This window comes from Spirillospora sp. CA-108201, assembly GCF_050936235.1.
Taxonomy (GTDB): domain Bacteria; phylum Actinomycetota; class Actinomycetes; order Streptosporangiales; family Streptosporangiaceae; genus Spirillospora.
The window spans coordinates 3,946,401-3,965,553 of sequence record NZ_JBNJNE010000001.1 but is presented as its reverse complement, the minus strand read 5'-3'; the positions used below and the strand labels follow the sequence as shown (position 1 = coordinate 3,965,553).

At 73.9% G+C, this 19,153-nt stretch carries 17 protein-coding genes and 1 pseudogene; 9 read left to right on the top strand and 9 right to left on the bottom strand.

Going from position 1 to position 19,153, the window contains the following annotated elements; translation table 11 throughout:
* Window positions 1–89: 89 nt before the first annotated feature.
* Window positions 90–1,049: a DoxX family membrane protein gene (locus ACQEU6_RS19240; RefSeq protein ID WP_499333724.1), complete on the bottom strand. Its 960-nt coding sequence runs from the start codon at window positions 1,047–1,049 to the stop codon at window positions 90–92.
* Window positions 1,050–1,101: 52 nt separating this feature from the next.
* Here ACQEU6_RS19240 and ACQEU6_RS19235 point away from each other — a divergent pair, with 52 nt between their 5' ends.
* Window positions 1,102–1,884: an SOS response-associated peptidase gene (locus ACQEU6_RS19235; protein WP_499333723.1), complete on the top strand. Its 783-nt coding sequence runs from the start codon at window positions 1,102–1,104 to the stop codon at window positions 1,882–1,884.
* Window positions 1,885–1,977: 93 nt separating this feature from the next.
* Here the strand turns inward: ACQEU6_RS19235 and ACQEU6_RS19230 are convergent, their stop codons facing one another.
* Window positions 1,978–2,781 carry a class I SAM-dependent methyltransferase gene (locus ACQEU6_RS19230; RefSeq protein WP_499333721.1) on the bottom strand — a complete coding sequence of 268 codons (804 nt, stop codon included), beginning with the start codon at window positions 2,779–2,781 and terminating at the stop codon, window positions 1,978–1,980.
* Between the two features lie 362 nt (window positions 2,782–3,143).
* Here ACQEU6_RS19230 and ACQEU6_RS19225 point away from each other — a divergent pair, with 362 nt between their 5' ends.
* The 5 genes from ACQEU6_RS19225 to ACQEU6_RS19205 all read left to right on the top strand — a co-directional run bounded on the left by ACQEU6_RS19225 (window position 3,144) and on the right by ACQEU6_RS19205 (window position 8,274).
* Window positions 3,144–3,749, top strand: coding sequence for a sigma-70 family RNA polymerase sigma factor (locus ACQEU6_RS19225; RefSeq protein WP_499333717.1), 606 nt, complete (start codon window positions 3,144–3,146; stop codon window positions 3,747–3,749).
* On the top strand, window positions 3,746–4,090 hold the full coding sequence (rsrA, locus tag ACQEU6_RS19220; protein ID WP_499333716.1) for a mycothiol system anti-sigma-R factor: 345 nt from the start codon (window positions 3,746–3,748) through the stop codon (window positions 4,088–4,090). The genes ACQEU6_RS19225 and rsrA overlap by 4 nt, the downstream gene beginning before the upstream one ends.
* Before the next feature lie 19 nt (window positions 4,091–4,109).
* Window positions 4,110–5,036, top strand: a complete 927-nt coding sequence (locus ACQEU6_RS19215; RefSeq protein WP_499333714.1) for an NAD-dependent epimerase/dehydratase family protein — start codon at window positions 4,110–4,112, stop codon at window positions 5,034–5,036.
* Between the two features lie 549 nt (window positions 5,037–5,585).
* Window positions 5,586–6,935 carry an HD-GYP domain-containing protein gene (locus ACQEU6_RS19210; protein WP_499333713.1) on the top strand — a complete coding sequence of 450 codons (1,350 nt, stop codon included), beginning with the start codon at window positions 5,586–5,588 and terminating at the stop codon, window positions 6,933–6,935.
* A 10-nt stretch (window positions 6,936–6,945) separates the two neighbouring features.
* Window positions 6,946–8,274 carry an HD-GYP domain-containing protein gene (locus tag ACQEU6_RS19205; protein ID WP_499333711.1) on the top strand — a complete coding sequence of 443 codons (1,329 nt, stop codon included), beginning with the start codon at window positions 6,946–6,948 and terminating at the stop codon, window positions 8,272–8,274.
* Between the two features lie 17 nt (window positions 8,275–8,291).
* Here ACQEU6_RS19205 and ACQEU6_RS19200 read toward each other — a convergent pair.
* Window positions 8,292–9,518: pseudogene (locus ACQEU6_RS19200) on the bottom strand (bifunctional copper resistance protein CopD/cytochrome c oxidase assembly protein); the annotation flags it as partial.
* Window positions 9,519–10,149: 631 nt separating this feature from the next.
* Here ACQEU6_RS19200 and ACQEU6_RS19195 point away from each other — a divergent pair.
* Window positions 10,150–11,553, top strand: coding sequence for an SPFH domain-containing protein (locus ACQEU6_RS19195; protein WP_499333710.1), 1,404 nt, complete (start codon window positions 10,150–10,152; stop codon window positions 11,551–11,553).
* Here the strand turns inward: ACQEU6_RS19195 and ACQEU6_RS19190 are convergent.
* From ACQEU6_RS19190 to ACQEU6_RS19170, 5 genes are read right to left on the bottom strand one after another with little or no spacing between them, the layout of a single operon-like run.
* Entirely contained in the window at window positions 11,522–12,718 is a 1,197-nt protein-coding gene (locus ACQEU6_RS19190; RefSeq protein WP_499333709.1) for a cytochrome P450, read from the bottom strand. The genes ACQEU6_RS19195 and ACQEU6_RS19190 overlap by 32 nt on opposite strands.
* The gene (locus tag ACQEU6_RS19185) at window positions 12,715–13,311 is read right to left on the bottom strand and encodes a GTP-binding protein (RefSeq protein WP_499333707.1); all 597 of its coding nucleotides are present in this window, start codon (window positions 13,309–13,311) and stop codon (window positions 12,715–12,717) included. The genes ACQEU6_RS19190 and ACQEU6_RS19185 overlap by 4 nt, the downstream gene beginning before the upstream one ends.
* Window positions 13,289–13,645 carry a DUF742 domain-containing protein gene (locus ACQEU6_RS19180; RefSeq protein WP_499333705.1) on the bottom strand — a complete coding sequence of 119 codons (357 nt, stop codon included), beginning with the start codon at window positions 13,643–13,645 and terminating at the stop codon, window positions 13,289–13,291. Before ACQEU6_RS19180 ends, ACQEU6_RS19185 begins: the two co-directional genes overlap by 23 nt.
* Window positions 13,642–14,076 (bottom strand): roadblock/LC7 domain-containing protein, encoded by a 435-nt coding sequence (locus tag ACQEU6_RS19175; RefSeq protein WP_499333703.1) that lies wholly within the window; start codon window positions 14,074–14,076, stop codon window positions 13,642–13,644. The genes ACQEU6_RS19180 and ACQEU6_RS19175 overlap by 4 nt, the downstream gene beginning before the upstream one ends.
* Window positions 14,073–15,392, bottom strand: coding sequence for an ATP-binding protein (locus tag ACQEU6_RS19170; protein WP_499333701.1), 1,320 nt, complete (start codon window positions 15,390–15,392; stop codon window positions 14,073–14,075). The genes ACQEU6_RS19175 and ACQEU6_RS19170 overlap by 4 nt, the downstream gene beginning before the upstream one ends.
* Window positions 15,393–15,688: 296 nt before the next feature.
* Between ACQEU6_RS19170 and ACQEU6_RS19165 the strand changes: the two genes are divergently transcribed.
* On the top strand, window positions 15,689–16,519 hold the full coding sequence (locus ACQEU6_RS19165; RefSeq protein ID WP_499333700.1) for a helix-turn-helix domain-containing protein: 831 nt from the start codon (window positions 15,689–15,691) through the stop codon (window positions 16,517–16,519).
* 93 nt (window positions 16,520–16,612) lie between these two features.
* Entirely contained in the window at window positions 16,613–17,893 is a 1,281-nt protein-coding gene (locus tag ACQEU6_RS19160; RefSeq protein ID WP_499333699.1) for a LysR family transcriptional regulator, read from the top strand.
* A 566-nt stretch (window positions 17,894–18,459) separates the two neighbouring features.
* Here the strand turns inward: ACQEU6_RS19160 and ACQEU6_RS19155 are convergent.
* Window positions 18,460–19,032 carry a papain-like cysteine protease family protein gene (locus ACQEU6_RS19155; protein ID WP_499333698.1) on the bottom strand — a complete coding sequence of 191 codons (573 nt, stop codon included), beginning with the start codon at window positions 19,030–19,032 and terminating at the stop codon, window positions 18,460–18,462.
* Between the last annotated feature and the right edge of the window lie 121 nt (window positions 19,033–19,153).

Sequence of the window (19,153 nt, the reverse complement as noted above, 5' to 3'; positions counted from 1 at the left end):
TGATGGAAGGGCGGTCATCTGGCAGTACGGGACCGCCCCGGCCCCCGGTTCAATGTTCTTGAGACTCTTTTAAGGTTCTCTTCGGGAAGTCAGCGTTTGACCGCGTGCAGGGCCTTGCCCGCCTGCGCGGCGGTCTCCGCCTTGACCGCCCGGCCGGCCTTGGCCGCCCTGGCCGCCTGCGTCGCGGTCCCGGCCTTGACGGCATGCCCCGCTCGCGCGGCCCTGCCCTGCTTGGAGGCGCGGCCGAGCTTGAACGCGCTCCCCGCGGCCAGGGCGCCCTTGAGCGCGCCTCCGGCCCGGCCGCCCGCCCGGCCTCTGGCCTTGCCCGCCTTGCCGGCCTTCTCTGCCGCCTTGCTCGCCACGACGGCGCCGCCGGCTCCGGCGCTCTTGAGCGCTCCGCCGGCCTTGCCGCTCGCCTTGCCGAGCCGGAACATGCCGCCGGACTTGGCGGTCTTGGCGCGCCGGGTCGCCTTTGCGGCGCCTCTGGCGGCCTTGCGCCCGCCCTCAGCGCGGGCGACGCGCACCTGGCGGGACGCCTCCCGGCGCGCCTCCCGCAGCGTCGCGGCGGCCTCGCGGCGCATCGCCTTGGCCTCGGCGCCGCTCCTGATCTGCGTCTCCCGCACGGCGCGGCGCAGCTCGGCGGTGCGCGGCGAGCGGCGCGGCTCGGCCGCCACCATGAGCAGCGCGCCGAACATGCCGGCGTTCTTCAGCAGGTGGGAGCGCTCGTTGGCGCGGCGCTCGGGGTCGCTCTCGGTCCAGTAGCGGTGCTCGGTCGCCAGCGCGGGGACGAGCTGGGCGGCGAGCACCAGCGTCGTGAGGCGCCGGAACTTCCCGGTCAGCAGCAGCGCGCCGGTGCCGAGGCTGAGCGCGCCCTGCATGCGGACGAGGGTCTCGGGGTCCTTCGGCAGCCAGGCGATCCGGTCGGCGACGGGCTTGACGGCCGGGCCGACCCGCTCGGCGCGTTCGCGCGGATCGCGGAGGGCCTCCAGGCCGGTCATGATGTACGGCGCCGCCACGAACGGGCGGGCCATGGTCGTGAAGGGTCGCATGACCCGCTACATGCCCAGCGCGCCGCGCCTCAAGCGCGGCAGGATGGGACCCATGTGCGGACGCTACGCCACCACCCGCGCGCGCCAGGAGCTGCTGGACGAGTTCCAGGTGCAGCTCGACGCGGTCGACGGTGACATCCAGGCCGACTACAACGTCGCCCCCACCAAGCAGGTCCCGGTCGTGCTCGACCGGCGGCCGAAGGACGAGCCCGACGAGGCGCCCGCGGTGCGCCAGTTGCGGACGGTGCGGTGGGGGCTGGTGCCGTCCTGGGCCAAGGACCTGTCGATCGGGTCGCGCATGATCAACGCGCGGGTCGAGACGGTGCACGAGAAGCCGTCCTACCGCCGGGCGTTCGCCAGGCGCCGGTGCCTGCTGCCCGCCGACGGCTACTTCGAGTGGTACACGCTCCAGGACCAGGGCGACGGGCCCGACCCGGCCGGCGGTGAGAAGAAGGCGCAGAAACAGCCGTACTTCATCCGCCCTATGGACGGCGCCGTCATGGCGATGGCGGGTCTTTACGAGTTGTGGAAGTCGCCCGAGGACGAGTGGGTCTGGACCTGCACGGTCATCACGACGGACGCGCCGGACGACCTCGGCCGCATCCACGACCGGATGCCGATGGTCGTCGAGCCGGACCGGTGGGACGCCTGGCTCGACCCCGCGCTCACCGACACCGAGCAGGTGCGCGGCCTCCTCGTTCCCGCCATGGCCGGGACAATGGACGCCTATCCGGTGTCGAAGGCGGTCAACAGCGTGCGCAACAACGGCCCGGAACTCATAGAACCGGCAAATTCCGGGGATGGTCCGGGCAACCATTCCGGGGGGCTGTTCTGACGCGGGGCCCCACCGGGCCGGTCCATCGGCATTCTCCGCGGGAGTGACCCGGACGCGGCAATTGCGCCGCGCGCGGCGGGACGGCGGGGCGCTTCAGCGCCGCCGGGCGCTGGCCAGCAGATGGATGCCGAGCGACTCGTCGGTCTGCTGGGCGCCGAGTTCGGTGCGGACGAGGCGCTGCAGCGCCCGCGGCGACTCGCCGAGGACGTGCTCGACCGTCGAGGGGGACAGCGCCGTGCGCGGCCGGATCCACTCGACCTCCAGGCCGGCGTCGGCGAGCAGTTCGCGGAGCTGGTGGGAGGAGAACGAGCGGGTGATCGTCCCGTCCGGCCAGGGCACGAGGACGACCTCGGCGCTCGGGACGTCCGACAGGTGCGCCCAGTAGTTGCGCTCGGCCAGCAGCGCCATCCCGAGGGTGAGGGAGTCGACGCACAGCAGGACCCGGCCGCCGGGGTGCAGCACGCGGGCGATCTCGGTGATCGTGGCCTCGGTGGCGAGGTGCCGCGACAGCACGCGGTTCTCGGCGATCACGGCGTCCACGCAGGCGTCGGCGAGGTAGGACAGGGTGCCCGAGTCGGCGACGAGCGGGACCGTGCGGGCGGTCCGCGCGGCGCCGCCGGGGCGGCCCGCCGCCGGCCGGCCGGGGCGTTCGGGGTCGCGCACCTCCAGCACCGTGTGGCCCGCCGCGGCGGCGCGGGCGGCGCTGTGTCCCTGGCCGCCCGAGATGTCCAGGACGCGGGAGGGCCTGCGCGGCAGCCACCGGTTGAGCTGGGCGTCCGCCACCGCCTCGTAGAAGGTCCAGTAGCGCGCCAGGGAGTCCCCTGACTCGTCACCGGAGGTGTCCCGCAGGCTGGCGATGGTGGGCTCGGAAGGTCGCGCCGAAGGCACCGAGTGCACCAATTACTCCTGTTCTAGCCGTGTATGTCACATCTTTCCCCGTCCGGGGCCGGTCATCACCCTGAGTGAGGGACGGGAGCCGGCGACCCGGTTGCGGCGCGCCCGCCCCCACCCGGGAATCGGCGGGGGCGTTCCGGTGTTGCACCCTCTCACAGGCCAGCGAAAGCGGAGGTGCGAGCCGGATGACCACAGCCGTCGCCGATCAGCAGCGGAGAGCCGGCACGACGGCGCCTCGCGGCGACGCGCGGGCCCCCGCCCGCGTCGGCGGGCCGCGCGGACCGATATCGTCTGAGGGGTCGATATCGTCTGAGGGGTACGGCGCCGCCCGGCCGGTCAAGGCCACGGGCGCCAGAGCCGAGGGGGTGGGTCAGGTACCGGGCACCGCGGAGACCGTGGAGCAGCGCCAGGAGCGCTTCCAGCGCGACGTGCTCCCGTTCTTGGACCAGTTGTATTCGGCCGCGCTGCGCATGACGCGCAACCCGGCCGACGCCGAGGACCTCGTCCAGGAGACGTTCGCCAAGGCGTTCGCGTCCTTCCACCAGTTCAAGGAGGGGACGAACCTCAAGGCCTGGCTCTACCGCATCCTGACCAACACGTTCATCAACACCTACCGCAAGCGCCAGCGGCAGCCGCAGCAGGCCGCCACCGACGACATCGAGGACTGGCAGATCGCGCGCGCCGAGTCGCACACGTCGAGCGGCCTGAAGTCCGCCGAGGCCGAGGCGCTGGAGCACCTGCCCGACTCCGACGTCAAGCGGGCGCTGCAGGACCTCCCGGAGGAGTTCCGCATCGCCGTCTACCTCGCCGACGTCGAGGGGTTCGCCTACAAGGAGATCGCCGAGATCATGGGCACGCCCATCGGCACGGTGATGTCCCGGTTGCACCGCGGCCGGCGCCAGCTGCGCGGCATGCTTGAGGACTACGCCGACGAGCGCGGGCTCACCCGCGCGAGCAGGGGGTCGACATGAGCTGCGGCAACCACCACGACACGCCCTGCGACGAGGTGCTCGCCCGCGTGTACACCTACCTCGACGGCGAGCTCGACCAGGGCGGCTGCGGCGAGGTGCGCCAGCACCTCGACGAGTGCGGGCCGTGCCTGCGCGAGTACGGCCTCGAAGAGGCCGTCAAGAAGCTCGTGAACAAGTCGTGCGGGTGCGAGCAGGCCCCGACCGACCTGCGCGCCAAGGTGCTCGGCCGCATCGAGGAGATCTGCGGCGAGATCCAGGCGTCCGGGGGCGGCGAGGTTCCGGCCGCCGGGGGCGCCGAGGTCCCGGCCGCCGGGGGCGCCGGCAAGCCGGAGAACGTCTGACCGCCGGTATCTTTCCGGTGTGCTGACACTCGTCACCGGCGCGGCCGGATTCATCGGGTCCCATCTCGTCGACAGGCTCCTCGCGGACGGCCACGAGGTCGTCGGGGTGGACGACCTGTCGTCGGGCGCCAACGTCCGGCCCGGGGTCGAGTTCTGGGAGATGGACGTCGCCGACCCGGCGCTCGCCGAGCGCGCGGCGGCCCGCCGCCCCGAGGTCGTCCTCCATCTCGCCGCGCAGGTGAGCGTGCGGGTCAGCGTGGGCGACCCGCTGGGCGACGCCAGGACCAACGTGGTCGGGACCGCCAACGTCCTGGAGGCCGCGCGGGCGGCGGGCGCGCGCAAGGTCGTGTACACCTCCAGCTGCGCCGTGTACGGGGTGCCGGACGCGCTGCCCGTCCCGCCGGACGCCGAGCTGCGGCCCGCGTCCCCGTACGCGGCCTCGAAGGTCGCCGGCGAGGTCTACGCCGGGATGTACCGGCAGCTGCACGGCATCGACTTCACGACGCTGACGCTGGCGAACGTCTACGGTCCCCGGCAGACGCCGGAGGGCGAGGCGGGGGTCGTCTCGATCTTCACGGACGCGCTGCTGGCGGGCCGCCCGACCCGGGTCTTCGGTGACGGCACCCAGACCCGCGACTACGTCTACGTGGGGGACGTGGTGGACGCGTTCGCCCGCGCGGCGGGGGATGCGGGCGGCGGGCTGCGCCTCAACGTGGGCACCGGCCTCCAGACGACCGACCGCGAGCTGCACGCGCTCGTCGCCGGGGCGGCGGGCGCGCCGGACGACCCGGAGTTCGCGCCGTCCCGGCTGGGCGACCTGCCGGCGATGGCGATCGAGCCGCGGCGGACGCGGGAGGCGCTCGGCTGGGAGCCGGCGGTGGGCCTGCCCGAAGGACTCGCGGAGACGGTCGCCTGGGCACGGGAACGGAACCCCGCCGGCCGCTGATTGGTCCCCTCTTCCTAAACTTCCGGAGCCGCGTTAGCCGACCTTTACGGAATTCCGCCGATGCATTCGCGGATGCACGTGCATTCAGATTGTGCAGAGAGATTGTGCACCCGGTTTGTGCAGGCCGGATAGGGTGGCGGTGATTGGATTTTCAACCAGGACAATTGATCACCTAAGGTGACGATTGGTTCACGCTTTGCTCACGTTTTCCTGCATGCCTGTGTGACCTGGGCAGTCCGCGTTAGGCTTATGCCGAAATCAGTGACGGAGCGCGTGCACTCCGAGGAATTCGGGGTACGTGCTCGCCCGGGAGAACCTGGACCTCACCGGTCCCGGTGGCCGGCCGCGAGGCCGGCCGGCCCGGCTCGGCTGGGGGGAGGCAAGGAGCCATGCTCAAGCGCGTGACACCGCATGGACACGGGCGGCGCCCGAGCGTCCCGTCGTCGTCGTCGCTGATGATGACCAAGGGCGTGTCCTGGGTCTAGGTGCCGGCAGGCACATGTGAGCCCGGTGGCGGCCTGCCAACTCGTCACTCCCCGAGGGGCGGCAATGCGTGGACTACCTCTCGCTGCCTGGGCGTACGTCTGCGGTGTGGTCGCGCTCGCGGCGGGCCTCATCGCGACGTCGTCCTTCACGGATCTCGACTGGACGAAGCTCGCCGTCCTGGCGCTGCTGTTCCTGATCTGCGACTCGGCGCCCGCGCGGCTGAACATCACGCGGGCCAGGGTGTCGCTGAGCTTCGCCGCGAGCCTGGCGTCGGTGGTGCTGCTCGGCCCGGTCGGCGCCGCGCTGCTCGGCCTCTGCGCGCTGGTCACCGGGCAGCGGTTCTTCGCCCCGGTCAAGCGGCTCTTCAACGGCGCGCAGTTCGCGCTCAGCGGCTTCATGGCCGGGACGGTGTTCAACCTCCTGGACGGTGACCGCTTCCATCCCGAGAAGGCCCGCTGGGTCGAGAACGTCATCGGGCCGTTCCTCGGCGCGCTGGTCGCGTTCGTCCTGGTGAACCTGGCGCTGATGGCCGGGGTGCTGCTGCTCAGCCGGCAGGCCTCGCCGCGCGAGCTGCTGCGCGAGAGCGGTCAGCTCGCCGTCGGCTGCCTCGGCTACGGCATGGTCGGCCTGCTGATCGCCGGGCTGTGGCCGCGGGTCGGGCCGTTCGCGGCCGTGCTCGTCCTGCTCCCGCTGTTCATCGCCCGCTGGGCCATGGACCAGGCGTACGCCCAGCAGCAGGCGCATGCCGCGACGCTCGCCGCGCTGTGCCAGGCGGTCGAGACCAAGGACTTCTACACCCGCGGCCACTCCGAGCGCGTCTCCCGCGGCTCGGTGATGATCGCCCAGGAGATCGGGATGCGCGCGGACCGGGTCGAGGCCATCCGCTACGCGGGGATGCTGCACGACGTCGGCAAGCTCGGCGTCCCGACGAAGGTGCTGCAGAAGTCCGGCTCGCTCACCGAGGAGGAGTTCGCCGCGATCCAGCTGCACCCGATGCGCGGGCTGGAGATCGTTCGCGAGATCGGCTTCCTGGACGAGGCGCTCGCCGGCATCATGCACCACCACGAGAAGATGAACGGCCGCGGCTACCCGATGGGCCTCGCGGGCGACGAGATACCCGAGTTCGCCCGGGTGATCTCCGTCGCGGACGCGTTCGACTCGATGACCTCGACCCGCTCCTACCGCGCGGCCCGCACCAAGGACGAGGCCGTCGAGGAGCTGCGCCGCGGGATGGGCGACCACTTCGACCCCGCGATGGTCGAGGCGTTCCTGCGGGCGCTGGAGCGGGAGGGCTGGGAGCCGCCGCGGCCGGTCGTGCTGCCGGACGACGACGTCGTCGAGACCACGCAGCAGGACAACGACGACCCGAGCACGCCGCTGCGGGTCGCCGGCGGAGACGGGGTGCGGCAGTGACGGGGCGTCCATGACCGGAGAGGCGCGGGCCCGCGACCGGGCCGCGTGGCAGACCATCGACTCCGGCCAGCTGCTGCTGATCGCCACCGCCGGGCTGTTCGTCATCGTCGCGATCGCCGAGGTCGCCGTGGTCGGGCTGGACCAGCCCGACGTGGCGATCATCTTCGGCGTGCTGATCGCGCTGGGCGAGCTGTTCCGCATGGTGATGCCGGGCAACCGGGAGGTCGCGCCGATCGCCACCGCCGGCGCGATGGGGTACGCGCTGCTGGTCGGCCTCGGCCCGGAGGGCGCCGCGCCGGGCGCGCCGCTCGGCGTCGTGGCGGCCGAGCACTCCGCGCTCCAGGTCGTCGCCGTCGCCGCGGCCGGGATGCTGGTCGGCTCGCTGCCGCACGTCGCGGTCGGCCGGTCGCCGCGGCCCGACGCGATGGCGCGGCGGCTGTTCACCGTCGCGGTCGTCGCGCTGTGCTTCCGGCCGCTGCTGTCCCTGGACCTGCCCTGGCAGCTGCTGCTGGCCGTCATGTGCTGCGTCGTGGTGCTGTCCTGCTTCACCGACATGCTGATCGCCGCGATGATCCGCGCGGAGGCCGTGCGGGCGCGGTTCGGCATCGCGCTGCGCGACGAGATCGACGCGAAGATGGCGCTGTGCGCCGCCACCAGCGCGACCGCCATGCTCATCGCGGTCTCCACCACGGCGATGGGCGAGGCCGCGCTGCTGATCTTCACGGTGCCGATCCTGGTGACGCAGTTCGCGTTCCGCCGCTACGCCGGGATCCGCGCGACCTACCTGCAGACGGTCCGGGCGCTGTCGCGCGTCACCGAGGTCGGCGGCTACGTGGAGGCGGGGCACTCGCACCGGGTGTCCAAGCTCGCGGTGGCGATGGGGCGCGAGCTCGGGATGTCGGAGGAGGAGCTGCTCGAACTGGAGTACGCGGCCCTCATGCACGACATCGGGCAGCTGTCGCTCGGCGACCCGATCCCGGGCGGCGCGACGGTGCTGGCGTCGCCGGCCGAGCAGCGCCGCATCGCCGAGCTCGGCGCCGAGGTGATCAAGCAGACGGGGGTCCTGGACCGGGTCGCGCACATCGTCCAGCTGTCGTCGCACCCCTACCGGACGGGACGCGAGCCCTCCGGCGACTCCGGGGAGCGGCCGCTCCCGCCGCCGCTCGCCGGCCGCATCATCAAGGTGGCCAACGCCTACGACGACCTGGTCGGCGACTCCTCCGACCGCGACCGGGGCGCCGCCGTGCTGGAGAGGCTGCGGCTGGACTCGGCCTCCGAGTACGACCCGACGGTGGTGGAGGCGCTCAGCCGCGTCGTGGACCGGGGGCCCCGCCTGTAGCGCCCGTGGGCCGCCGCGACGGCGAGGGTGACGGCCGCGGCCGCCGTCCAGAGCAGCAGGGCGCCGAGGTGCTGGTCGGCCGCCGGTGACGCGCCCCAGCGGCGGCCGAGATGCTCGTACCAGCCGCCGAGAACGGTCCCGTCCCGCATCAGGGCGGTCCCGGCGATGGCGTGGAGCGGCAGGAGGGCGAACGGCATCAGCGTCCCGGCCGTCCCGTGGAAGTAGGCGAGCCCGACGACGAGGAAGGCGGCGAGCGCCAGCGAGTGCAGGGCGTGGTCGCCGAGGGACGCCCCGAACAGCGGCGCGCGGTAGAACGCGTAGAGGCTGAGCAGGAGCAGCGCCGACGCGGTGACGGGGTCGGTGAGCACCCGGACGCCCCTGCTCCCGGCGGCGGCGGCGAGCAGCACCGCGCCTTCGCCCCGCGTCGCCTTCAGCGCCAGCCGGAGAGGCGCCCCGTACAGCAGGAGGACGGGCGCCGCCAGGCCGACCAGAACGTGCTGGACGGCATGGGCGCTGAACAGGACCATGCTGTACCGGGAGAGCCCTCCGCAGGTGGCGAGGAGCACGACGAGCAGCCCGGCGGCCCACGACAGGCTCCGCCGCCACGGCCAGTCGCGCACCCGCGCGACGCCCGTCCCGTAGAGGACGGCGCCGGCGGCGACGAGCACGAGGAACAGCGGGTCGATCCACCAGTCGAGCAGGAGCGGCCGGACGCCGGCGGGACCGGGCGGCGGGAACCCGAGCCGCAGCGCGACGACGTCCAGTGTGCCGGGCGCGACCTCCGGCGGCGGCGTGCGGGACAGCCCGGTCGCGAGCGCCGTCGTCGCTGCCATCACGAGGATCTCGACGGCGCCGAGCCGCAGGAAGGGCCGCGCGCCCCTCCCGCCGCGCAGGGCGGGGAGGGTGGCGCGGCGGTGCCACCAGCCGAGCGCGCCGAGGACGGCGAGCGCGACGGCCTTCGCGACGACCAGCGCCCCGTACCGCGACCCGAGGTGGAGGCCGCCGAGCCGCACCCACGCGTTCACCGCGCCGCTGACGCCGACGGCGGCGAACGACGCCAGCGCCAGCCCGCTGTAGCGCTCGGCGACGCGGGGGAGCCGGTCGCCGACGGACGGCGCGACCGTGACCAGGGCGACCAGCCCGCCGATCCACAGCGCGGCGCCCGCGATGTGGACGACGAGGCTGTAGACGGCGAGGGCGTGGTCCGCGCCGCTCGCGGCGTGCCCGGTGAACAGCGGCGGCATCATCCCGGCGAGCGCGCCCGCCAGCAGGTACCCGGCCCCGCCGGTCGCGCGGGGGAGGCCCGCCGCGACCGACACGGCGACCGTCGCGGCGAGGACGAGGAACAGGGCCCGCCCCTGGGGCAGTTCGACGAGGAACGTCCGCATCATGCCGCCGGTGACCTTCGTGACGCCCACCCCGAACAGGTCGAGGACGGTGAACAGGATCAGCGCCAGCGTGCACGCCGCCCAGGCCGTGGCGGTGATCGACACGGCGCGCAGGCACCGCCGCGCGGCGGGCGTGCCGGGGGCGAGCACGGCCGCGACGAGCAGCCAGCCCACGGTCAGGACGGCGGCGGCGTTGCCGCCCAGCCGCGCCGTCACCAGGCCGGTCTTGGTCAGCGCCCCCGCCTGGGAGAGTCCCGGCGCCGCGGTCTCGCCGAACGCGCCGCCGACCCGCACGGCGAGCGCGAGGACGACCAGCGCGATCGCTCCGGCCCCGATCGCGAGCATCGGCAGGTCCGTCCCGCCCGCTTCCCGCCGCTTCTCCTCGCCCGCCGTTCTCGCCTCGTGTGTCACCACGACCGCGAATACGCACGCATCCCAGTAAAAGGTTCATTAATGTAACGGCCACACCGAATTCCGGGGGAGCGAGATGAGCGCCTCAGACCAGGGCAACAGCTATCTGGACAAGGTCGTCGCGCAGCAGGCCGTGCTGGAGGACGACCTGAAGGCCAGGCGCTCCCCGCCGCCGCCTCCGGGCGCGCCCGGCGCGGTCCCGGCGCCGGGACCGCTGGCCAAGCGCGACCGCGCGCTCGGCGGCGCGGCGCCCGCCGAGCGCCCCGGCCCGGGGCCCGTGGACGTGCGGATCAGCGGGTTCTGGCGGTGGAAGAACGTCCTCGTCCCGCCGAACGCGTTCGTCGTGCACACGCGGCGCGGGCGCGACGAGCCGCTGCACATCGGCCTCGGGGTGTCGTTCCGGTTCAACCCGTCCACCGACTCCTTCCTCGTGGTGCCGGGCGCGACGCAGACGATCCTGATCAACGCGTACTGCATCTGCCGGGAGCTGCAGGGCGTGCTCGTCCAGGGCTACGTGCAGTGGATCATCCAGGATTTCGGCACCGCCTACCGCAAGCTCGACTTCGGCGGCCACGACCCGATGCGGCTGGTGAACCTCCAGCTCCGCGAGCAGGCCGAGGCGGCGATCAAGGACAAGGTCGCCACGCTGGGGGTGCGCGACGTCCTCAGCGACAAGCAGCCGATCATCGAGGAGCTGACGGCCCGGCTGCGCGCGGTCGCCGAGGGCGAGGACAACAGCGACCAGGGTCTCGGCCTGCGGATCGTCACGGTGCAGATCAAGGAGGCCGTGGTCAGCTCCTCGCGGCTCTGGGAGAACCTGCAGAAGCCCTACCGGGCCGAGCAGGGGCAGATCGCGCGGCTGGCGGAGCTGGAGGCCGAGGAGGCCGTCGCGCAGCGGGAGATGACCGCCGCGCGGATCAAGGAGACGCAGCGGCTGGAGCACGAGCGCGAGCTCGCCGAGCTGCGCGCCCGCAACGAGTCGCAGCTGTTCGACACCGAGGCGGGCGAGCGGCTGCGCCGCACCCGGCGCGAGCACGACGACTCCCGCGAGGTCGCCGAGCTCCAGACCGAGACCACGCGGCACGAGCTGCGGATGGAGCGGGAGCGGCACGAGGAGGAGGCCGAGACGGGCCGGCTGCGCATCGAGCGCGACCACGAGCTGGCCCGGCTGCGCGCCGAGGGCGAGCTGGCGCTCGCCGACCTGCGGGCCCGGTCGCGGCACGAGCAGGCGCTGCTCGACCTGGAGCGGGACGCCGCCCGCGCCGCGCTGGAGAACGAGCGGACGCCGGCGGCCCTCCAGGCGCGGCTCATCGCGTCGCTGCCGGAGATCATGGCGAAGCTGCCCAAGCCCGACGAGCTGCGCACCGTCACCGTCAACGGCGTCGACCAGGCCGGCGTCGCCGGCCTGGTCACGCAGCTCGCCGCCGTCATCGGCGCGCTGCGCGCCGCTACGGAAGGGCCTGGTCCGGCGGGAAGATGACCGGGAGGGTGGTGAGGGCCCGGTGGAACGGGCCCGGCCGCCACTCCAGGTGCTCCACGGGGACGGCCAGCTCCACGTCGGGGAGCCGGTCGAGGAGCTTCTCGACCGCGACGGACGCGATGAGCCGGGAGTGGCTCCTCGCCGGGCAGGTGTGCGGGCCGCCCGCGTAGGACAGGTGGGCGCGGTTGCCGCGGCGGTCGGCGATCCCCCGGGACGGGTCGGTGTTCGCGGCGGCGTAGCTGACCAGGACGGGCTGGTGGGCGGGCAGCCGGTACCCGTGGAAGTCGATGTCCTGGCGGGGGAAGGTCGTCCCGTAGTTGGCCATCGGAGGGTCGGTCCAGAGGATCTCGTCGAGCGCGTCCTCGACGGGCATGGCGCCGCCGGACAGGTCGCCCCCGAACCGGTCGTCGGAGAGCAGCAGCAGGACGCCGTTGGCGATGAGGTTCTGCTCCGGCTGGGTCCCGGCCCCCATCAGCAGGATGACCTGGTGGATCGTCTCCAGGTCGTCGAGCCCGGCGGGGTGGCTCAGCATCCAGGACGTCACGTCCGCGCCCGGGTTGGCGCGCTTGCTCGCGACCAGCTCGCCGGCCGCCTCCCCGAGCAGCGCGTTGCCCTCCTCGGCGGAGACGGTGTCGAAGATCGCGTTCATGCCGCGCAGGAGCTTGTCGCCGATCTCGGGTGGGCAGCCGAGGATCTCGTTGAACACCAGCAGCGGCACCATGCGCGCGTACTGGCCGATGAGGTCGGCCTTGCCGTCGCCGGAGAACCGGTCGATGAGGGTGTCGGCGCTGCGCTCCACGTACTCGCGCAGCGACACCGGGTCGACCCGGTCCAGGCTGTCGACGATCGCCGATCGCAGGCGGGCGTGCACGGCGCCGTTGGTGAACAGCGCGTTGGGCCGCGACATCATCATCGGCAGCACCGGGCACTCGGGGCCGACGGCCTCCTCCCAGACCTCGCTGCAGCGCGGGAACGTGGCCGGGTCGCGCAGGATCTCCAGCGCGGCGTCGTAGCCGAGGACGAGCGTCGCCGGCACGCCCGGCGCCAGCTCGACGGGCGCGAGGTCGCCGTGCTCGCGCATCCGGGCGTAGGCGGACTGGGGGTCCTTGGCGAACTCCGGGCCGTACAGCGGGACGCGAACGGGCGCCGTGCGGTCGATGGTCATGGCTGCTCCCCGTCCAGGGTGAGGAGGTGGTCGACGAGCGAGATGAGCGCCTCGGTGGAGGAGACGCGGTCGCGGGCGTCGCAGCTGACGAGCGGCGTCGACGCCGCGAGGTCGAGGGCCTCGCGCACCTCGGCCTCGGGGAACCGCGGCGCGCCCTCGAAGTGGTTGACGGCGACCGCGTACGGCAGGCCCTGCTTCTCCACGATGTCCATGACGGCGAACGACTCCTGGAGGCGGGCGGTGTCCACCAGGATCAGCGCGCCGAGGGCGCCGCGGGCGAGGTCGTCCCACAGCCGGGTGAAGCGCTGCTGCCCCGGCGCGCCGAACAGGTACAGCACGAGGTCGTCGCTGAGGGTGAGGCGGCCGAAGTCCATCGCGACGGTCGTGGTCGTCTTGTCCTTGATGCCGGCGAGGTCGTCCACGGCGGCCCCGGCCTGCGTCATCCGCTCCTCGGTCCGCAGCGGGCGGATCTCCGACAGCGTCCCGACGTAGGTCGTCTTGCCGACGGCGAAGTGCCCCACGATGAGGACCTTGACGGCGGTCCGGACGCTCTCGCGCAGGTAGGGGGTGTCAGAGGCGAGCGCGGAGTCCATCGAGCACCTCCTGGAGGAGCCGGGCCTTGGACGGCTGGGCGGCGGGCGCGGCGGCCCGGGTGGCGAGGTGCCCGCTGTCGACGAGGTCGGACAGCAGGACCTTGGTGAGCCCGACGGGCAGGCTCAGATGACCGGAGATCTCGACGACCGACAGCGCGCCGCCGCGGCACAGCTCGACGATGCGCAGCTTCTCGGGGGACAGGCCGGTGCGCGGCAGGTCGCCGGTCGCGGTCACGAGGGTGACGAGGTCGAACACGTTGCGGGTGGGATGGGCCCGCCCGCCGGTGACGACGTGCGGGCGGACCAGGGCCCGCCTGCTGCGGCGCGGGGTCATGCGGGACGGCCCGTGCCCGGCCGCGGCGGGGTGGTCAACTCCTTGCCCAGCCGCTGCACGAGCTCCTGGAGCCGGAACGAGACGGTCTCCATGTCGACGTGCTGGGTCGCCGACACCGCCAGGTACGCGCCGGGGCCGGCGGCGACGAGGAAGACGTAGCCGTCGTCGAACTCGTTCACCGTCTGCCGCCAGGTCGTGCCGGAGTCCCCGCAGAACTCCGCGGTGCTGCGGGCGAGCGACTGCAGGCCCGCCATGCCCGCGGCCTGCCGCTCCGCCTCGTCCACGCTGATCCGCTCGGAGTGCGCCATGAGCAGCCCGTCGGCGGACAGCAGGATCGCGTAGCGGGTCTCCGGCATCCGCAGCGCGTCGTCCAGCATCCAGCCGAGCCGGTTCGTACCGTCGTCCATCGCGCCGTTCCATCCCTCGTTCATGGCCGCAGGTCCTTGCTCTCGATACCGGGGCCCTCGCCGTCGGACGGCGTCGAGGCGCGGCCGGACCGCGTCCCGCGCTGCCAGGCGCCGAGGCCCGCGGCGGTCTCCCGGGCCGGCCTGAGCGGCGGCGGCTGCGCCGCCGCGTCCGGCGCGGCGGGCGGCTCCTGTTCCCCGGCGGGGCGCTCGGCGACCGCGACGCGGGTGCGCTTGGGCAGCCCTCCGGGGGTGGCGGGGACGTCCGTCCGCTCGGCGGGCGCGGGGCTCTCCCCGGCCGGGCGGGACGCGGCGGGAGGCTCGGGGGCCCGTTCGCCCGGGAGGTCGGTGAGCAGCGTGGACGGCACGAACACGACGGCACGCACGCCGCCGTAGGGGGAGCGGGTGTCGACCGACACCCGGAAGCCGTACCGCGCGGCGAGGACGCCCGCCACCGCGAACCCGACGCGGGGCGGGTCGCCGAGCCGGTGGATGTCCACCGAGGCGTCGCCGGACAGCAGGTCGGCCGCGCGCTGCAGCTCCTCGGCGTCCATCGCGACCCCGGCGTCGTCGATCATGATGGCGACGCCGTTGTGGGTGGACTGGAAGTTGACCTCGACGGTGGTGTCGGGGCGCGAGTGGCGCGCCGCGTTGTCCAGCAGCTCGGCCAGGGTCAGCACGATCGGTTCCACGGCCCGGCTGGTCACCGCGGTGTTCACCGGTCCCTGCATGTTGACCCGCAGGTAGTCGCGGATGCGGGAGGTCGCGCCGCGCACCACGTCGCTCATCGACGACGCCGAGCGCTGCTGGCCCGGCCACGACCCGCACAGCACGGCGGTGGCCTGGGCGCGCCGCCCGAGCTGGGCGTTCATGTGGTCGACACGGAGCAGGCCCTCCAGCACCTCGGGGTCGTCGTGGCGGTCCTGCATGTCGGAGATGGCGAGCTGCTGCTCGTTGGCGAGGCTCTGCACGGCGCGCATCATCGCCCGCAGCGTCGACTTGGCCGACAGGTCGGCCCGCTCCCGGACGCGCGCGGCGGACCCGGCGAACAGCTCGGTGACGGTCCGCTGCGCCTGCCCGTAGGCGGGCGCCTCGCGGTCCAGGTCGTGCAGCGGGCCGGTGACGCGCACTCCGGGGTTGTGCAGGGACTCCATGAGCTCGGGCAGCCGGACGTCCGCGAGGTGCCGCATCTCCTTCTCGCGCAGGTCGAGCCCGCGGGCAAGGACGGCGTTCTGCGCGCGCAGGTCGTCGGTCTCCCGCCGCTGGCGTACCAGCAGGGCGGCGGCCGCGATGCCGGCGCCCGCCACGACGACGAGCGCCGCCGCCAAGAGGAATTGCTCCATCAGATCCTCGGTGCAGGGGTCTTCGGCGAGGTGGGTCCGGCCGGTGTCTGCGACACCCGGCGGACCGCCTCATGGCTGGTGGGGGACGGCGCGGATGCGCCGCGGTTTCGGCACCGTAGGACGGGTGGGCGGGGGCGCGCTTGTGCGGGCGCGCAGAGAACTTGCCGCCGGGCGCATCGCAAGATCACCCACCGTCTGAAACGCGTTACTTTCCGATGGATTCGCCTGATTTGCTGGTGGCGGCGTACTACGCTCGGGCCGGAAGTGATCTACGGCGGCGGGGTCGGAGGGCCTGGGTGGACGACGTGCTCGGCGGGCCGTCCGGACCGTGCGGCGCCGAGTACCGGCTCGTGCTGAACCTGTCGGAGCGGGCGGAGTACGTCCGCACCCCGGGGCAGGCGCACCGCGACCGGGGCTACCGGTTCCTGCTCCCGCTGCGCGGCGAGATGATCATGATACAGGAGGGGCGCGAGGCGCGGCTGGGCCCGGGCGCCGGCGCCCTCATCGCGCCCGCGGCGCCGTTCCGGGTCGTCCAGCCGCGCCCGGCCCGCGTGCTGGTCATGACCATCCCGGCCCGCGAGATGGACGGCCGGCTGTGCGGCCCGCCCCTCCCGGTGACGGGCCTCGACCTGTCCGCCGGCCTCGGCCGCGTCGTCGCCGACATGGTGCGGGCCGTCGGCGAGGAGCGCCGCAGCCTCAGCGGGCCGCAGTTCGACGCCGCCTGCGACCGGATCACCGAGCTGCTGTGCCTGATGCTCGCCGGGGACGAGCGCCCGCCCGCGCCGGGCCACCTCGCCGAGGTGGAGGCGGTCGCGCGCCGCTACGTCCGCGAGCACGCCACCGACCCCGGGCTCACCGGCGCCGCGATGGCGCAGGACCTCGGCTGGTCGCTGCGGCAGGTGCAGCTCGCGCTGCAGCGCGCCGGGACCACGCCCCGCGAGCTGATCCGCGAGGAGCGGCTCCGCCTCGTCCGCGACCGGCTGCGCAACCCCCTCGACCGGCACGTCACCATCACCGACCTCGCGCACGCCACCGGGTTCTCCTCGGCCAGCGCCCTCAGCCACGCGTTCCGGCAGCGCTACGGCGTCAGCCCGCGCGAACTGCGCCGGCACGGCGCCTCCCGGTGACGGGCACGGATTTCCACTCTGCCCGGACCGGTCCCGGGTTACGATGCGGCTGAAATCACCGGACGGGGCGTAGAGACGGTCAGGAGCGCGCCCGTGGACCTCGGCCCCCACCACCTCAGGATGATCGAGGCGATCGCCGCGACCGGCAGCATCAGCAAGGCCGCCGCGCGGCTCGGCCTCACCCAGCCCGCCGTCAGCACCATGCTGCGCCGGGTCGAGGGCCACCTCGGCGTGCAGCTGTTCGTCCGCTCCCCGGAGGGCGTCACGCCGACGCCGGTCGGCGCCGAGGTCGCCACCCGCGCCCGGGCGGCGCTGGCGAGCATCGACGACCTGAACGCCGCGCTCGCGCACCGGCTCCGCGACCCCGCCGCCCTGCCGATGCTGCGGGTCGGGGTGCAGGCGTGCCCGGCGCTCACCCGGCTCAGCGACCATCTCGGCTCGCTGTCCCCGGAGTCGCGGCTGCACCTGCGCGTCGACCCCGGCGGCGGGCGCATCCCCGCGCTGCTCGGCTCCGGCACCCTCGACATCGGACTGTTCCAGGAGCCCGTCGGCCATCCGCCCCGGCCGCACGACGGCCTGGAGCGGCTCGTGCTCGTCGAGTGCGAGCCGGCGCTCGTCGGGATGTCCTGCTCCAGCCCCCTCGCCGCCGGCGCGACCGTCGACCTGGCCGACCTCGCCGACCACGACTGGATCGACGACCCGCTCGACGACGGCCCCTGGCCCGCCTACCTGCGCGGCGTGTGCGCCGAGGCGGGGTTCCAGCCGCGGGTCAGGTACTGGGCGACGGACTGGCAGATCTCGGCCTCGCTCATCCGGTCCGGTCGCGCCGTCGGCATCTACCAGCCGACCGCGGCCCCCCGCGACGGGGTCGCGTTCCGCCGGATCACCGGCGACCCGCTCGGCCAGCGGGTCGTCCTGATGTGGCGACCCGGGGCCGAGCGGGCGGCGGCCCGGCTGCGCGGCGTCTTCGACGCCGTCTACCTGGACCTCGTCCGGGCCCAGCGCGCCTACGGCGACTGGTGGGACGAGCATCCCGAGGCGCACCCGGCGCTGCCCGTCCCCGCGTGCCCGGTGCCGGGCGCGGGGACGGGCGGCGATGCGGGTCCCGGGGAGGGGGCGGTTCCCGGAGCCCGCAGGAGGGCGGCTAGTAGCCGCCCTGGCGGCGGCGCCGCACGACGGCGACGCCCGCGGCGGTCACCGCGCCGCCCGCGCCCAGCGCCAGCAGAGCGGGCGCCGGGCCCCGGTCCGGCGCCGGACCGCCGACGCCGGTCGCGGGCGAGAATCCGCCGAGCTGCCCGGACCGCTGATAGGCGGAGCCCGGGAGTTTGTCGGCGTACCGGGAGCGCACGAGCCTCCGGTACGCCGCCACCGTGACGCCGGACCTGCCGACCGACGACGCGGCGGTGTCGTTGAGCGCGGTGACCCGGCCGTCCTTCAGCCGGTACCACGCGTGGATCTGCGGCTCGGTGAACACCGTCCCGCCCCGGGCCCGCGCCGGGTAGACCGCCTCCTCCGTCCCGGAGATGACGTTCATGACCTGCCAGTTCGCGCCGGACCCGGTCAGCCACACCGTCGCCTGCTGCCCGCTCGCCGACGCGGCGCCGACCGCCATGTAGGCGAAGGCCGCGACGGGAGCGCCGCCGTCGCCCCTCACGAACGCGGGGTTCAGCGAGTAGACGCGCTGGACGGATCCTTCCAGGCGCGGGGCCTTGGCCCGCGCGGCCGCCTTCGGCACGGCCTCGTTCACCAGCCGCCCGCGCTGGTGCTGGTCGAGGTGGACGAAGAACGCGCCGAGCCGTTCCCGCGCGGCGGGGGACGCGGCCGCCCTCGCGGCGGCGGCCTCGTCGGAGGACGGCCCGGCGGCCGGCGCCGCGGTGCCGCCCATGAGGACCGTCCCGCCGATCAGGGCTCCGGCCGCGATTCTCGCAGTCGTGCGCATGTCAGCCTCCGATCCTGGACAGGGCCTGGCCCCAGCGGAACTGGTAGTTGCTGACGTAGCCGCTGTACGCCATCTCCCCGTACCGGGGGCTGGAGGGCCACGGATCGCCGTAGGAGACCGTCTGGCCGGAGTAGCCGTAGATGACCTGGGCGTGGCCGCCGCCGGCGGTCCAGTAGATGCCGGTGAGGATCGGCCGCTGCCCGTTGATCTCGGTCGTCAGCGCCTGGTGGGACAGGGGGCCGCTGACCTGGCCGGGGGACACGCCGAGCGCCTGGAACGCGCGCTGGTCGTACTCCAGGTAGCCGGCCTGGTTCGGGCAGGAACCGCCGCGCGGGTAGCCGCGCCGGAGAGCGCAGAAGTCGTTCTGGCTGACGTTGCCCTTGCCGAAGCACTTGGCGATCGTCAGCCCGCTGGCGACCCAGCACCACTGGTCCTGCTGCTGCACCTGCTGCGTGATCGGGAGGTTCTGCGCCGAGGCGGCGCCGGTGGACGCCGCGAGGGTGGCGGCCGCCACCCCGGCGAGTCCGGCCGCAAGCCGCCGGCGTGCCCGGGCGGGTCGGGTACGCGTTCTCATGCACTTCCGCCATTTCTCCCGGCGAATGCCGTACCGCCTCTCGCGAGGGAGCGGAGCGATGCCCGTCCGGTGCCGGGGGAGAGTCCGGGCGGGGAGGCCGCGAGAGCCGAAGGAACGCGAT